The organism is Rubrivivax sp. A210 (assembly GCF_904426505.1).
Lineage (GTDB): Bacteria > Pseudomonadota > Gammaproteobacteria > Burkholderiales > Burkholderiaceae_C > Rubrivivax.
Map to the genome: position 1 here is coordinate 20686 of NZ_CAJGBN010000014.1, position 15454 is coordinate 36139.

Genomic DNA, 15454 nt, shown 5'->3' on the forward strand with positions numbered 1-15454 from the left:
CCGGGCCGTGGCATGCTCCGGCGGCCCGATCCTCGGAGACCCTGCAATGAACCCCGCCCCGCTGCTGCACCCCGGCTATTTCACGGCCGGCATTGCCCAGACCGACCCGCTGATCGCCGAGGCCATCGTGCGCGAGCAGGCGCGCACCCGCGGCGTGATCGAGCTGATCGCCTCGGAAAACATCGTCAGCCGCGCCGTGCTCGAGGTGCAGGGCTCCATCCTCACCAACAAGACGGTGGAGGGCTACCCCGGCAAGCGCTACCACGCCGGCGCCGTCAACGTCGACGCGGTGGAGGCCGCCGCCATCGCCCGCGCCTGCCAGCTCTTCGGCTGCCGCTTCGCCAATGTGCAGCCGCATTCGGGCAGCCAGGCCAACCACGCCGTGCTGCATGCGGTGGCCGAGCCGGGCGACACCATCCTGGCGATGGACCTCAATGCCGGCGGCCACCTGAGCCATGGCGCGGCCGTCAACTTCAGCGGCAAGTGGTTCAAGGTGGTGAACTACGGCGTGCGCGCGGCCGACGGCCTGATCGACTACGACGAGGTGGTGGACCTGGCGCGCCGCCACCGGCCCAGGCTGGTGATTGCCGGCGGCTCGGCCTATGCGCGGGCGCTGGACTTCGCCGCCTTCCGCCGTGCCGCCGACGCCGGTGGCGCCCGCCTGCTGGTCGACATGGCGCACTTCGCCGGCCTCGTGGCCGGCGGCGCCCACGAGCCGCCCTTTCCGCACGCCGACATCGTGACCACCACCACCTACAAGTCGCTGCGCGGGCCGCGCGGCGCCCTCATCCTCTGGAACGACGAGGCCTTGCGCAAGCCCATCAACAACGCCGTCTTCCCCGGCCTGCAGGGCACGCCCTCGCTGCAGGTGGTGGCGGCCAAGGCCGTGGCGCTGGGCGAGGCGCTCAAGCCCGAGTTCGCGTGCTATGCCGCCGCCGTCCTGGCCCACGCGCGGACGCTCGCCGCCCGGCTGCAGCACCACGGCTTCCACCTCGTCGGCGGCGGCACCGACACGCCGCTGATGCTGGTCGACCTGCGCCCCCAGGGCCTCACTGGCGCGCCCGCGGCGCAAAGCCTGGAGCGCGCCGGCCTTGTCGCCAACATGAACCCCATCCCGTCCGACGCCACCGACCTCAAGGTGATGTCGGGCCTGCGCTTCGGCGTCTCGGGCGCCACCACGCGCGGCCTGGGCCTGGCCGAGTTCGAGGCCATAGCCGACCTTGTCGCCGAGGTGCTGGAAGGCCTGCGCCAGCACCCCGGCGACAACACTGCCGCCGAGGGCCGCGTGCGCGAGCGCGTGGCCGGGATTGCGGCCCGTTTTCCGACCTATGCCTAGCAAGAGCCTGACGGTGCAGTCGTTCACGCCCCATCCCCCGCGATGCGGGGGCCGGGTGCGCCGGCGCCCCGAGCCCCGCTGCTAGACTCGCCCGCCATGCGCCGCTGCCTCGCCATCCTGCTGCTTGCCCTGCTGCCCCTGCAGTTCAGCTGGGCGGCCGTGGCCGGCTACTGCCTGCACGAGGCCGACGCCAAGGCCTGGCACCTGGGCCACCACGAGCACGAGCACGGCCATGACGCCGGTGCCGAGAAGTCTCTGGGCGCGGCCGATCTCGACTGCGAGCAATGCCACGGCAGCTGCATCGCCCTGCCCCAGCTGATGCCGACGGCGGACGTCTTCGCGCTGTCGCCGCGGCCCTTGCACGAGGCTGCGCCGCGGACCACGCCAACCGCGGCCGACCGCCCCGAACGCCCCCAGTGGGCCGGCCTCGCCTGATCGGCGAGGCGGGTCTGGCGTCCTCCTGACCCCCATTCGCGCCTGAGTGCGCGCCGCTCGCGCGGCGCCGCCTGCGCCCATGGCGACGCTGCCGTCGCCCTCGCCGATCTCCCTGGGTCGTGGTTTCCACACTGGAGCATCGGATGCAATCAAGAATTTGGGCCTGGCTGCCGCTGGCCGCTGCCCTCGGGCTGGCCGCCCAGCCCGCCACCGCCGCCACGTCAGGCCTGAAGCAGGCCCTGGACGCCGCCTGGACGCGCCAGCCCGAGGCCCGGGCGCTGCCGGCGCGGCAAGACGCGGCGCGGGCGGCGCAGCGCGCGGCCGTGGCCTGGACGCCGGAGCCTGTGTCACTGGAGCTGTCGGCCAAGACCGACCAGCTGCTCAGCAACCAGGGCCGGCGCGAGGTGGAGGTCGGCATCGCCCTGCCATTGTGGCTGCCGGGTGAGCGCACGCGGGCCGGCGACCTGGCCGGTGCCGAACTGGCCGCCACTGACAGCCGCGCCCTCGCCGCCCGGCTGCGGCTGGCCGCCGTGCTGCGCGGCAGCTGGTGGGCCTGGCAGCGGGCGCGGGCCGAGGCTGAGGCCGCCGGCGCGCAGCTCGAAGCTGCCCGCCGCATCGGTGCCGACGTGGCCCGGCGCGTGCAGGCCGGCGACCTGGCCCGCGCCGACCAGCACCAGGCCGAAGGCGCCATCGCCGCGGCCGAGGCAGCCGAGGCCGGGGCCCAGGCCGCGCGGGTGGCGGCGGCGCTGCAGTTCCAGGCCCTGACCGGCCAGGCGCCCGCGGGTCCGCCGCAGGCCGAGGCCGCAGCCACGGCGCCCCCGGCGCTGGAGGGCCATGCCGCGCTGCAGGAGTTGCGCGACCGCCTGGCCGTCGCTGAGCGCACGGCGGCCCTGGCGGCCACGCAATCGCGCGCCAGCCCCGAGCTGACGCTGGCGGCCACGCGCGACCGCGGCGGCTATGGCGAGCGCGCCGGACAGACCGTCACCCTGGGCCTGCGCCTGCCCTTTGGCAGCGGCCCGCGCCATGAAGGCCGCCTGGCCCTGGCGCGCGCCGAGGTGCTGGAGTTGCAGGCCCAGCTGGCGCAGCAGCAGGCCAGTCTGCAGGCCGAGGCCGAGGCGGCCGAGGCGCTGGTGGCAGCGACGCAGCGTCAAAGCGCCGCCGCCCAGCGCCGCGCCCAGCTGGCGCAGGAGACGCGCGGCTTCTTCGACAAATCCTTCCGCCTCGGCCAGACCGATCTGCCCCTGCGGCTGCGCATCGAGGCCGAAGCCGGCGAAGCCGAGCGCCAGGCGGCGCGCGCCCGCATCGAGTGGGCCGCCGCCGTGTCGGCCCAGCGCCAGGCCCTGGGCCTGCTGCCCGAATGAATGCACCAGGCGCCGCCGCCCGCCCCGCACCCTCAACGAATCCGGACCCCAAGATGAACCTCAACTCCACCCTGGCCGCGCTCGCGCTGGCCATGCTGCTGGCGCCGGGCCTCGCCCGCGCCGGCGACGGCCATGACCACGGCGACGCCGCCCCCGCCCCCGGCGGCCCGGCGCTGCCGCGCTTTGCCGCCGTCTCCGAGAGCTTCGAGCTGGTCGGCGTGCTCGAGGGCCGGCGTCTCGCGCTCTACCTCGACCGCGCCGCCGACAACAGCCCGGTGCCCGAAGCCCGCATCGAACTCGAGATCGCCGGCGCCAAGCTCCAGGCCACGCGCCAAGGCCCCGATGCCTACGAGGTGCTGCTGGCCAGCCCGCCCGCGCCCGGCGTGCTGCCCATCACCGCCACCGTGACGGTGGGCCAGGAGATGGACCTGCTGGCCGGTGAACTCGACATCCACGAGGCGGCCCATGGCGAGGCCGCGGCGCCGGTGCCACCCTGGAAGACCTATGGCGGCTGGGCGCTCGGCGGGTTCTCCGCCCTGGCCCTGTCCTGGGCCGGGCGGCGCGCGCTCGCCGCCCGCCGCAGCGCCACCGGAGCCACCGCATGAAGCGCTGCACGATGCAGGCCCTGGCGCTGGCCACCCTGGCGCTGGCCACGCCGGCGCAGGCCGCGGGCGACCACGGCCATGACCACGGCAGCGCCGCGGCACCGTCGGCCAACGGACCGCAACGCCTGCCCGATGGCAGCGTCTTCCTGCCCAAGCCGGCCCAGCGCCAGCTGGGCGTGCGCACCCTGGTCACGGTGGCGGCAGCGCTGCCGCGTGCGCTGGAATTGAACGGCACCGTGCTGATGGACCCCAATGCCGGCGGCAAGGTGCAGGCCCTGCACCCCGGCCGCATCGAGCCCGGGCCGCGCGGCCTGCCCGTGTTGGGACAGGCGGTGGCCCGGGGCGAGGTGCTGGCCTATGTTTCCTCGTCGGTCGCGCCGCTGGAGCGCGCCAGCCAGGCGGCCCAGCTGGCCGAGCTGGACGCGGCCCGGGCGCTGGCCGAGCAGCGCCTGGTGCGGTTGGCGGAGCTGGCCGACACCGTGCCGCGCAAGGACATCGAGGCGGCCCGCAGCGAGGCCGCCAGCCTGGCTGCGCGCATCGCCGCCCTCGGTGCCGGCGTGGCTGTACGCGAGGCGCTGCTGGCGCCGGTGGCCGGCGTGGTGGCATCGGCCCATGCGGTGGCCGGCCAGGTGGTGGATGCACGCGAGCTGGTGTTCGAGATCGTCGACCCCGGCCACCTGCGCATCGAGGCCCTGGCCTACGACCCGGCCCTGGCCGCCGACATCGGCAGCGCCACGCTGGCCGTGGGCGACCAGCGCGTGCCGCTGCAGTACACGGGAGCGGCGCGCAGCCTGCGCGAGCAGGCCCTGCCGCTGGGCTTCAAGGCCAGCGGCGCGGCGCTGGCCAGCCTGGCCGTGGGCCAGCCCGTGCGCGTCTTCGTGCAGACCCGCAGCCAGGTGCAGGGCATCGCGGTGCCGGCGGCGGCACTGATGAAGAACCCGGCCAACCAGGCCATCGTCTGGGTCAAGACCGCGCCCGAGCGCTTCGAGCCGCGCAGCGTGACGACAGCGCCGCTGGACGGCCTCAGCGTTGCGGTGACCTCGGGGCTGCAGGCCGGCGAGCGTGTTGCGACCAGCGGCGCCACGCTAATCAATCAAGTGCGCTGACATGTTCAAGTGGCTACTCGACCACAGCCTGGCCAACCGCCTGCTGGTGATCATCGCCAGCCTGGTGCTGATGGCCTATGGCGCCTACACGCTGTCGCGCACGCCGGTGGACGTATTCCCCGATCTCAACAAGCCCACCGTCACGCTGATGACCGAGGCCGGCGGCATGGCCGCCGAGGAGGTGGAGCAGCTCATCACCTTCCCGCTCGAAGCCACCATGAACGGCCTGCCGGGCGTGGAATCGGTGCGCTCGACCTCGTCGGCCGGCCTGTCCTTCCTCTACATCACCTTCGACTGGAACACCGACATCTTCCGCGCCCGCCAGCTCGTGGCCGAGCGGCTGACGGCGATGGAAGAGACCCTGGCCGCCGGCGTGGTGCCGCGCATGGGGCCCATCAGTTCGGTGATGGGCGAGATCATGCAGATCGCCATTCCCGTCGACACGCAAAAGATAAGCACGATGGCGGTGCGCGAATACGCCGACTGGGTGTTGCGGCCACGCCTGCTGGCCGTACCGGGCGTGGCCCAGGTGATCCCGATAGGCGGCGAGGTGCGCCAGTTCCAGGTGCAGCCCGATACCGCGCGCATGGCGGCGCTGGGTGTCACGCACGATCAGCTCGAAGACACGCTCAAGGGCTATGCGGCCAACACCTCGGGCGGCTTTCTCGAGCTCAACGGCCGCGAAATCCTGATCCGCCACCTCGGGCGCACCTCGGGCCTGGACGACTTGCGCCAGCTGGCGCTGGGCGCCAGAGGCAGCCAGCCGCTGCTGCTGCGCCAGGTGGCCGAGGTCAGCTTTGCCGCCGCACCCCGGCGTGGTGACGCCGGCTTCGAGGGCAAGCCGGCCGTCATCCTGGGCATACAAAAGCAGCCCACGGCCGACACCATCGCGCTGACCCAGGCCCTGGAGACCGCGCTCGCGGGCCTGAGGGCCACGCTGCCCGCGGGCATGGAGGCGCCGCGCGTCACCTTCCGCCAGGCCAGCTTCATCGAGGCCTCGATCACCACGCTGCAGGGCAAGCTGATCGGCGCCTCGGTCTTCGTCGCGCTGATCCTGTTCTTCTTTCTCGGCACGCTGCGGCCGACGGTGATCGCACTCACCGCCATCCCGGTGTCGATCTTCATCACCGCGCTGGTCTTCGCCTGGTTCGGCCTCTCGATCAACACCATGACGCTGGGCGGCCTGGCCATCGCCATCGGCGGCCTCGTCGACGACGCCGTGGTCGGTGTCGAGAACGTGCTGCGCCGGCTCAAGGCCGACCGCGCCCAGCACCCGGGCCTGCACCTCCACCCCATCGAGGTGGTGGCGCGCGCCACCATGGAGGTGCGCTCGGCCATCCTCTACGCCACCGTGATCATCGTGCTGGTCTTCATCCCGCTGTTCGCGCTGCCGGGGCTGGAGGGCAAGCTCTTCGTGCCGCTGGGCATCGCCTTCATCGTCTCGACCCTGGCCTCGCTGGTGGTCTCGGTGACGATCACGCCGGTGCTGAGCCTCTACCTGCTGCCGCGCATGAAGACGCTGGACCACGGCGACACCCGCGTGCTGGCATGGCTCAAGGCGCACTACGCCCGCGCGCTGCAGCGCGTGCTGGCACGGCCGCAGGCGGCCCTGGCCGCGGCGGCGCTGGCGGTGGCCGCAGCGGTGGTGGCCGTGCCCTTCTTCCCCACCACCTTCCTGCCGCCCTTCAGCGAGGGCACGCTGCTCATCGGCCTGCGCCTGAACCCGGGCGTGACGCTGAGCGAATCCAGCGCACTGGCCCGCCAGGCCGAGTTGCTGGTCAAGCCCGTGCCCGAGGTCACCCATGTGGGCCGGCGCAGCGGACGCGCCGAACTCGACGAGCATGCCGAGGGCGTGCATGTCAGCGAGCTCGACGTGGGCCTCAAGCCCAGCGCCGAGCTGACGCGCAGCATGGACGAGATCAAGGCCGACATCCGCGCCCGCCTGGTCAACCTGCCGGCGGCGCTGGAGGTGGGCCAGCCGATCTCGCACCGCATCGACCACATGCTGTCGGGCGTGCGTTCGCAGATCGCGATCAAGATCTTCGGCGAAGACCTGGACGCGCTGCGCGGCCAGGCCGATGCGCTGCGCGCGAAGCTGGCCACCATCCCCGGCATCGCCGACCTGCAGATCGAGAAGCAGGTGCTGGCGCCGCAGATCGCGGTGCGCATCGACTATGCCGCCGCGGCCCGCTACGGCGTGCCGGCGCCGCGCGTGCTGGCCACGCTGCAGGCGCTGGTGGAAGGCGAAAAGCTGACGCAGATCGTCGAGGGCGGGCGCCGCTTCGCGCTGGTGCTGCGCCTGCCCGAATCAGCGCGTTCGCTCGAGGGCCTGTCCCGCATCCTGATCGAGACGCCCACCGGCCGCGTGCCGCTGTCGCGTCTGGCCAGCATCGAAGAAGGCGACGGCCCCAACCAGATCAGCCGCGACGACGGCAAGCGCCGCATCGTGCTCTCGGCCAATGCCTCGGGGCGAGCGCTGTCGGAGATCGTCGCCGACATCCGCGGCGTGGTGGCCGCCACCCAGCTGCCCGAGGGCAGCTTCGTCACCCTGGGCGGGCAGTTCCAGGCCCAGGAGCAGGCCTCGCGCCTGGTCGGCCTGCTGTCGCTGGTCTCGCTGGCGCTGATGTTCGTGGTGCTCTACAGCCGCTACCGATCGGTACGGCTGTCGGCACTGATCATGGTCAACATCCCGCTCGCCCTGGTGGGCGCGGTGGTGGGCCTGTGGTTGTCGGGCCAGCCGCTCAGTGTGGCGGCCCTGGTCGGCTTCATCACGCTGGCCGGCATCTCGGTGCGCAACGGCATCCTGAAGGTCAGCCACTACATCAACCTGATGCGCTTCGAGGGCGAGGGCTTCGACCACCGGATGATTCTGCGCGGCTCGCTGGAACGCCTGAGCCCGGTGCTGATGACGGCCCTGGTCACCGCCTTCGCGCTGGCGCCGCTGCTGTTCGAGGCCGAGCGGCCCGGCACCGAGGTGCTGCACCCGGTGGCCGTGGTGATCTTCTCCGGCCTCATCAGCTCGACCCTGCTCGACACCTTTCTCACGCCCGCGATGTTCTGGCTCTTCGGCCGCCCCGCCGCCGAGGCGCTGATGGACGACAAGGACGCCGAGGCGCTCTGATCTTTCCAGCCACCCCTCACCTTCACCCGCAACCAAGGAATCAATCCATGAAGCTGCACACCTGTCTCTTCGCCGCCGCCCTGGCCCTGGCCGGCACGGCCCAGGCCGCCGACCCGCACGAACACGCCCACGCCCACACGCCGCTGCACGGCGGCGTGGTGGTCGAGGTCAAGGACATCGATTTCGAGCTGGTGGCCAAGGCCGGCGCGATCCAGCTCCATCTGCGCGACCACGGCAAGGCCATGGATGTCTCCAAGGCCAGCGCCAAGCTGACCCTGCTGACCGGCGCCGAGAAGCAGGAGGTCGAACTGAAGCCGGCCGGCGACAAGCTCGAGGCCACCGGCGCCTTCAAGCTCGGCACCGGCAGCAAGGCCGTGGCGGTGGTCAACCTGCCGGGCAAACCGGCGGCCATAGCGCGCTTTGCGCTGAAGTAAGGGCGGTGGAGCTGCCGCTCAGGCGACCGGCTCCGAGATCTCGATCAGGTTGAGATCGGGGTCGCGGACATAGACCGACCTGAGCTTGCCGGTCGCGCCGGTGCGCAACACCGGGCCCTCGACAATGGCGACGCCTGCCGCTTGCAGGCGCGCCATCACGGCATCGAGCGGCACCGACGCGATGAAGCACAGGTCCAGCGCGCCCGGCATGGGCGTGTGCGCCTTGGGCTCGAACTCGCGGCCCTTGATGTGGAGGTTGATCTTCTGATTGCCGAAGCAGAAGGCCTGGCGCGCCACCGGGGGCGTGCCGCCGACAAAGGTCTCGAGCCGCATGCCCAGCACCCCGGTGTAGAAGGCAATGCACTGGGCCTCGCGGGCCGTGGTCAGCACCAGGTGGTCGAGGTGGTCAATCATGGCTGTGTGATCGGCCGCGGCCTCAATCGACCTCGATCTTCGCCGCCTTGGCCACCTCGGCCCAGCGCTTGAGCTCGGCCTGGGTCTGCTCGCCCAGCCGCGCCGGCGCCACGAAGTCGGCGCTGGCGCCCAGATCGGCGGCCTTCTTCTTGAACTCGGGCGTGGCCATGATGCGGGCGATCTCGGCCGCGAGCCGGTCGACCACGGCCTTGGGCGTGGCGGCCGGCGCGAAGACCGCGAACCACGAGGTCGGGTCGAGCTTGGGCAGGCCGGCCTCGGCCGTGGTGGGCACGTCGGCCAGGCTGGCCAGGCGGGTGCTGCCGGTGACGGCCAGCGCGCGCAGCTTGCCCGACTGCACATGGGGCATGAAGGGCGGCGGCGTGCCGAAGCTGAGGTCGACCTGGGCGCCCAGCAGATCCTGCAGCGCCGGGCCCGTGCCCTTGTAGGGGATGTGGGTGAGCTGGATGCCGGCCTGCTGCTCGAGCATGGCGCCGGTGACGTGCTGCAGCGAGCCATTGCCCGACGAGGCATAGGTCAGCTTGCCCGGGTTGGCCCTGGCATAGGCAACCAGTTCGGCCATCGTCTTGACCGGCAGGCCGGCGCGCACCACCACCAGCTGCGGCGCCGTCAGCACATTGGCCACCGGCTGCAGGTCCTTGGCCTCCCAGCCCAGCCCGTGCTTGCTGATCACCGGCGTGATGACGTGGTAGCCGGAGTACTGCATCAGCAGCGTGTGGCCGTCGGCGTCGGCGCGCTTGACGGCCACCGCCGCGATGGCGCCGCTGGCGCCGGCGCGGTTGTCGACCACCACCGTCTGGCCCAGCGCCTTGCCCAGCGGCTCGGCAATCATGCGCGCCGAGATGTCGGTGGTGCCGCCCGGCGCTGATCCGACGATGAGGGTGATGGCCTTGCTGGGATAGGCCGGGCCCTGGGCCTGCGCGGCGCCGGCCAGCAAGGCCAGCTGCAGCAGGAGGGCAAGAGCGGGTCGGGGCAGTTTCATGCGGGTCTCCGGATCTTCTGGTGGGCTGCGGCTGCGGCGAGGCCGCAGCATGCGGGCCGACAGCTTAGGCCAGGGCGGCCCGGCCAGGCCTTGCCCAGTGGACACACCCTCTTCGCCCTTCGCGAAGGGCTGGCTGCGGATCAGGGCGCCGCGTCAGCGGCCATCGAATCCCACAGCAGCTGGGCCGCCGCCGACAGCGGTCGCTCGGCGCTGCAGGCGGCCAGCAGGCGGCGGCGGGCCCAGGCCTCGTCCAGCCGCAGCGCCGTGAGCCCATAGGCCTGCAGCAGCGGCGCGCAGGCGGCGCGCGGCAGCACGCCCAGGCCCAGGCCGGCGCCGACCATGCGGCACATGGCGCCGAAGCTCGTGACCTGCACGCGCAGGCGCAGCGGCAGGCCGGCGGCCTGCGCCGCCTCGGTGACCAGGGTCAGCAGCGAGCTGCCGCGGTCCAGACCGACGAAGGGATGGACCAGTGCATCGCGGAAGCGCAGGGCATCAAACCCGGCCAGTTCGTGGCCGCGGGCGCAGATGAGCACCAGCTCGTCGGTCTGGAAGGGCCTGAGCAGCAGGCCGTCCGCCGGCGTGCCCTCGGCGAAGACGCCGATGTCGGCCAGGCCCTCGACGACGGCGCGGGCGATGTCGCCGCTGAGCTGCTCCTCGACCTCGACCTTGATCTCGGGCTGCCTGGCCATGAAGCGCGCCAGCGCCTCGGGCAGCGATTCGGTGAGCGCCGACATATTGGCCCACAGCCGCACATGGCCGCGGTAGCCCTGGGCGTACTCGGCCAGTTCGCCACCGAAGAGATCGAAGCCCTGCGACAGCCGCATCGCGTGGTGCAGGGCCACATGGCCGGCCGCCGTGAGCCGCACGCCCTGGGCCGTGCGCTCGAGCAGGGCCGAGCCCACGGCCGCCTCGAAATCGGCCAGGCGTCGGCTCGCCGCCGACAGCGCCAGGTGGCAGCGCGACGCGCCCTTGGTGATGCTGCCGCTCTGCGCGACGGCACAGAACAAGCGCAGGGTGACAAAGTCGACGCGCGCAGGGTTCATCGGCAGCAAGTCTAGCGACCGGGGCCTGCGGCCATTCGCTGATCGCGAAGGCCACATCGCCGCATGGCAATTCCGCGCCCGGCCCTGCTGCTTCTAGAGTACGCGGCTTGCACAGCAGGAGAGCGCATGGATGCCCTGGCGGGACTGAAAGTACTGGAACTGGGCCAGCTGATTGCCGGCCCCTTCGCGAGCAAGACGCTGGCCGAATTCGGCGCCGACGTCATCAAGGTCGAGCCGGCCGAGGTGGGCGACCCGCTGCGCAAGTGGCGGCTGCTGCGCGACGGCACCTCGGTGTGGTGGCAGGTGCAGTCGCGCAACAAGCGCTCGGTCTGCCTGGACCTGCGCAGCGCCGCCGGCCAGCAGGTGGTGCGCGCGCTGGCGGCCGAGGCCGATGTGCTGATCGAGAACTTCAAGCCCGGCACGCTGGAGGGCTGGGGCCTGGGCTGGGAGGCGCTGCACGCGGCCAACCCGCGCCTCATCATGCTGCGCATCTCGGGCTATGGCCAGACCGGGCCCTACCGCGACAAGCCGGGCTTCGGCGTGCTGGGCGAGGCCATGGGCGGCCTGCGCCACCTCACCGGCGAGCCCGGCCGCGTGCCGGTGCGCGTGGGCGTCTCGATAGGCGACACGCTGGCGGCGCTGCACGGCGTGATCGGCGTGCTGACGGCGCTGCGCCACCGCGAGGTGAACGGCGGCCAGGGCCAGGTGGTGGATGTCGCGCTCTACGAATCGGTCTTCAATGTGATGGAAAGCCTGGTGCCCGAGTACGACGCCTTCGGTGCCGTGCGCGGCGCCGCCGGCAGCGCCATGCCGGGCATCGCTCCCACCAACGCCTACCCCTGCAACGACGGCCAGTACGTGCTGGTGGCCGGCAATGGCGACAGCATCTTCCGCCGCCTGATGCAGGCCATTGGGCGGCAAGACCTGGGCAATGACGCGGCGCTGGCCCACAACGACGGCCGCGTGCGGCGTGTCGACGAGATCGACGCCGCCATCGCGCAGTGGACACAAGGCCGCAGCCGCGACGAGGTGCTGGCAGCGCTGGAAGCCGCCCAGGTGCCGGCCGGCCGCGTCTACAGCGTGGCCGACATCGCGCGTGACCCGCAATACCTGGCGCGCGAAATGATCATCGACTCGCCCACCTCCGACGGCCTGCCGCTCAAGGTGCCTGGCGTCGTGCCCAAGCTCAGCGCCACGCCCGGGCGCATACGGCACGCCGCGCCGCGCCTGGGTCAGCACGACGCCGATATCGCCAGCGGCAGCGGCTGGCCCGCGCGCCGCGACTGAAGCCGCTCCCAGGAGAGCACGCATGCAGAACGGCAAACCCGCCCGCCTCTACATCAACGAAGTCGCCACCCGCGACGGCTTCCAGATGGAGGGCCGCTTCATACCCACGGCCGACAAGGTGGCGCTGATCGACCGCCTCGGCGGCCTGGGCTACGCCAAGATCGAGGTCACTTCCTTCACCTCGCCCAAGGCGATACCGGCGCTGGCCGACGGCGAGGCCGTGATGCAGCGCATCCAGCGCGCACCCGGCGTGGTCTACACCGCGCTGATCCCCAACCGCCGCGGCGCCGAGCGCGCGCTGGCCGCCGGGGTCGACGAGTTCAATCTCGTGATGTCGTGCAGCGAGACCCACAACCTGTGCAATCTGCGCATGACGCGCGAGCAGTCGTTTGCGCAACTGGCCGAGGTCATCGCGCTGGCGCGGGCGGCGGCAGTGCCGGTGAATGTCTCGCTGTCCTGCGTCTTCGGCTGCCCGATGGAAGGCGAGGTGGAGCCCGCCACCGTGATGGGTTGGATAGCCCGCTTTGCCGCTCTCGGCGTGGCCGGCATCACGCTGTGCGACACCACCGGCATGGCCTACCCGAACCAGGTGCAGGCGCTGTGCGGCCAGGCCATCGCGCGGCAGCCGGCGCTGGCCATCACGGCCCACTTCCACGACACGCGGGCGATGGGCGCGGTCAACACGCTGGCCGCCATCGCGGCCGGCATACGACGCTTCGACATGTCGCTGGGTGGCATCGGCGGATGCCCCTATGCGCCAGGCGCGAGCGGCAATGTCGCCACCGAGGACATCGTCCACATGCTTGACTGCATGGGCCATGACACCGGCCTTGACCTCGCCGGGCTGATTGAAGCCGCCGGCGCACTGGAAGCGCTGGTGCAGCACCCGCTGCCAGCCCAGGTCTCGCGCGCCGGGGTGCGGCTCAAGCGCCACCTGCCGCCGCTGGATTTCGAGCAGATCGTCGCGCGGGCGCAGGGGCGCGGCGCGGGGGGCTGAACGGGCAGGCTTGCCCGCTTGCCGATCAGCCAGCCTCGTCCTCGGCGATGGCCTTGCCAACCAGCGCGGCCATCGCCAGCGCCTGCTCGCCACCTTGGGCCCGCAGCCCGGCGACCGTGCCTTGCCGGTCGCAAGGCGCCTCGTCCTGGCTGGCCTTGAGCTTGCCTTCCAGCCGGTCAATGGGGATCTCGATGCCGACGATGGCGCGCAGATAGCCGGCGATGAAATCGGCCGGTGCATCGGCAGCACGCCAGGGCGGCACGCGGCCGGCCTCGTGGGCGTCGGTGAGGCGGCTGAGCATGGCCAGCAGCCAGTCGCGGTCATCGATGGCGCGGGCGACGCCGTGGGCGTGGGCCACGGCGTAGTTCCAGGTCGGCACGACCTTGCCGTGCGCCACCTTGCCCGGGTACCAGCCCGGCGTGATGTAGGCCTGCGGCCCCTGGAACATCACCACCGAGGGTGTGGCGGTGCCGAGTTCGCGCCAGACCGGGTTGCCGCGTGCGACATGGCCGACCAGCGTTCCCAGCGGCCCGCGGCTGCGGTCCAGGAAGAAGGGCAGATGGTTGGCCACCAGGCCGGCTCCACCCTGGCAGACCCAGGCGCCCAGCGGGTGGGCCTCGATCAAGGCGTGCAGGGCCTCGCGGTCTTCGAGCCGGTGCTTGCGGGGGATGTACATGGGCAGGGCCTCAAAGGCCTACAAGTACGTGGCGCAGCAGCAGCGCCGCCAGCATGAACATCGTCAGGCCTATCAAGCCGTCCAGCAACTGCCAGGCCCGCGGACGGGCAAACCAGGGCGCCAGCCAGCGCGCGCCGAAGCCCAGGGCGGTGAACCACATCAGGCTGGCGCCACCGGCACCGGCGATGAACCAGCCGCGCAGCGCCGCCGGCTGCTGGCCGCCGATGCTGCCCACCAGCAGCACGGTGTCCAGGTAGACGTGAGGGTTGAGCAAGGTAAAGGCGGCGGCCTGCGCCAGCACGGCGCCGCGGCTGGCACCCGCGCCGCCACCGGCCGCCTGCAACTGCTGCGGCTGGCGCGCACGGCGCAGCGCCCGCCAGCCGTAGACGGCCAGGAAGACGGCGCCGGCGAGCGCCAGCGCACGCGCCAGGCCGGGGCTTGCGCCCAGGGCCTGGCCCATGCCCAGCACGCCCGCGGCGATGAGCACGGCGTCGGCCGCGGCGCACAGCGCCACCACGCTGCCCACATGCTCGCGCCGCAGGCCCTGGCGCAGCACGAAGGCGTTCTGCGCGCCGATGGCGACGATCAGCCCGAGGCTCAGGGCCAGTCCCTGCACAAAGACCGGCAAGGCGTGGGCGGTGGTGATGGCGGTGTCGCTGGGGTTCATGGGGCCTCAGCTTGCCAGTCGCCGCGCATGAAGACAAACTAAGTCTTCTAATGCTGATGTAGACAAACTGAATCCATGCTGGACTATGCCGCGCTCAAAGCCCTGGCCGCCGTCATCCGCGAAGGCAGCTTCGAGCGCGCGGCGCGGGCGCTGCACGTCACGCCCTCGGCGGTGTCGCAGCGCATCCGGCTGCTGGAAGAGCGCGTGGGCTGCGCCCTGGTGGTGCGCGGCCAGCCCTGCAGCGCCACCGAGACCGGCCGCCGCCTGTGCCAGCACGTCGACCGCGTGCGCCTGCTCGAACAGGAACTGCAGGGCGCGCTGCCGGCGCTGGCCCGGGAAGGCATCGCCCGCGTGGCACTGCCGGTGGCGGTGAATGCCGACAGCCTGGCAACCTGGTTCGCGCCCGCGTTGGCGGCCTTCGCGGCCGAGGCCCCGGTGCTGGTGGAGGTGGCCGTGGACGACCAGGACCACACCGGCGAATGGCTGCGCAGCGGCGCCGTTCTGGCCGCCGTCACGTCCACGGCGAGGCCCGCCGCCGGCTGCAACAGCCAGCCCCTGGGCGCGATGCGCTACCTGGCGGCCGCCAGCCCGGCTTTCGTCGCGCGTCACTTCGCCGGCGGCGTGGGCGCCGGCAGCCTGGCCGCGGCGCCCAGCCTGGTGTTCAACACCAAGGACGAGTTGCAGGCGCGCTGGGCGCGGCGCCTGTGCCACCGCCATGTGGAACTGCCGCGCCACAGCCTGCCCTCGCCCCAGGCCTTTGTCACCGCAGCCCTGGCGGGCATGGGCTGGGGACTGCAGCCGCAGGCGCTGGTCGCTGGCCACCTGGCCGCGGGCAGGCTGGTCGAACTGGTGCCTTGTACGCCGCTGGACGTGGCGCTGCATTGGCAGCACGCACGCGCTGCCGCGGGCCTGGTCGAGGCCCTGAGCCGCCGCGTCGAGACCGCGGCGCGCGCCGCGCTGCTGCCGCCCTGA

Annotated in this window: 15 protein-coding genes; 10 read left to right on the plus strand and 5 right to left on the minus strand. The window is 72.3% G+C overall.

The features are described from left to right. The first annotated feature begins 46 nt into the window (after positions 1-46). From glyA to JMV16_RS12075, 7 genes are all read left to right on the plus strand, one after another. The gene (glyA, locus tag JMV16_RS12045) at positions 47-1336 is read left to right on the plus strand and encodes a serine hydroxymethyltransferase (protein WP_201494525.1); all 1290 of its coding nucleotides are present in this window, start codon (positions 47-49) and stop codon (positions 1334-1336) included. A gap of 96 nt (positions 1337-1432) precedes the next feature. Next, entirely contained in the window at positions 1433-1771 is a 339-nt protein-coding gene (locus JMV16_RS12050; RefSeq protein WP_201494526.1) for a hypothetical protein, read from the plus strand. 143 nt (positions 1772-1914) lie between these two features. Further along, on the plus strand, positions 1915-3132 hold the full coding sequence (locus JMV16_RS12055; protein WP_201494527.1) for a TolC family protein: 1218 nt from the start codon (positions 1915-1917) through the stop codon (positions 3130-3132). Between the two features lie 53 nt (positions 3133-3185). Continuing rightward, positions 3186-3737 (plus strand): hypothetical protein, encoded by a 552-nt coding sequence (locus JMV16_RS12060; RefSeq protein WP_201494528.1) that lies wholly within the window; start codon positions 3186-3188, stop codon positions 3735-3737. After that, the gene (locus JMV16_RS12065) at positions 3734-4843 is read left to right on the plus strand and encodes an efflux RND transporter periplasmic adaptor subunit (protein ID WP_201494529.1); all 1110 of its coding nucleotides are present in this window, start codon (positions 3734-3736) and stop codon (positions 4841-4843) included. Before JMV16_RS12060 ends, JMV16_RS12065 begins: the two co-directional genes overlap by 4 nt. Before the next feature lies 1 nt (position 4844). Continuing rightward, positions 4845-7964: an efflux RND transporter permease subunit gene (locus JMV16_RS12070; protein WP_201494530.1), complete on the plus strand. Its 3120-nt coding sequence runs from the start codon at positions 4845-4847 to the stop codon at positions 7962-7964. A gap of 47 nt (positions 7965-8011) precedes the next feature. Beyond that, entirely contained in the window at positions 8012-8398 is a 387-nt protein-coding gene (locus JMV16_RS12075) for a hypothetical protein (protein WP_201494531.1), read from the plus strand. An 18-nt stretch (positions 8399-8416) separates the two neighbouring features. Here the strand turns inward: JMV16_RS12075 and JMV16_RS12080 are convergent, their stop codons facing one another. From JMV16_RS12080 to JMV16_RS12090, 3 genes are all read right to left on the minus strand, one after another. Continuing rightward, on the minus strand, positions 8417-8812 hold the full coding sequence (locus JMV16_RS12080) for a VOC family protein (RefSeq protein ID WP_201494532.1): 396 nt from the start codon (positions 8810-8812) through the stop codon (positions 8417-8419). Positions 8813-8834: 22 nt separating this feature from the next. Next, positions 8835-9812 carry a Bug family tripartite tricarboxylate transporter substrate binding protein gene (locus JMV16_RS12085; protein ID WP_201494533.1) on the minus strand — a complete coding sequence of 326 codons (978 nt, stop codon included), beginning with the start codon at positions 9810-9812 and terminating at the stop codon, positions 8835-8837. Between the two features lie 140 nt (positions 9813-9952). Continuing rightward, entirely contained in the window at positions 9953-10855 is a 903-nt protein-coding gene (locus JMV16_RS12090) for a LysR family transcriptional regulator (protein WP_236580485.1), read from the minus strand. 126 nt (positions 10856-10981) lie between these two features. On the opposite strand from JMV16_RS12090, the gene JMV16_RS12095 reads away from it, so the two are divergent. After that, positions 10982-12142, plus strand: coding sequence for a CaiB/BaiF CoA transferase family protein (locus JMV16_RS12095; RefSeq protein ID WP_201494535.1), 1161 nt, complete (start codon positions 10982-10984; stop codon positions 12140-12142). 22 nt (positions 12143-12164) lie between these two features. Then, on the plus strand, positions 12165-13139 hold the full coding sequence (locus JMV16_RS12100; RefSeq protein WP_201494536.1) for a hydroxymethylglutaryl-CoA lyase: 975 nt from the start codon (positions 12165-12167) through the stop codon (positions 13137-13139). A gap of 25 nt (positions 13140-13164) precedes the next feature. Here JMV16_RS12100 and JMV16_RS12105 read toward each other — a convergent pair whose 3' ends face one another. Beyond that, positions 13165-13815 (minus strand): FMN-binding negative transcriptional regulator, encoded by a 651-nt coding sequence (locus tag JMV16_RS12105; protein WP_201494537.1) that lies wholly within the window; start codon positions 13813-13815, stop codon positions 13165-13167. Positions 13816-13825: 10 nt separating this feature from the next. After that, positions 13826-14482: a LysE/ArgO family amino acid transporter gene (locus JMV16_RS12110; RefSeq protein WP_201494538.1), complete on the minus strand. Its 657-nt coding sequence runs from the start codon at positions 14480-14482 to the stop codon at positions 13826-13828. Between the two features lie 75 nt (positions 14483-14557). Here JMV16_RS12110 and JMV16_RS12115 point away from each other — a divergent pair, with 75 nt between their 5' ends. Then, entirely contained in the window at positions 14558-15454 is an 897-nt protein-coding gene (locus JMV16_RS12115; protein WP_201494539.1) for a LysR family transcriptional regulator ArgP, read from the plus strand.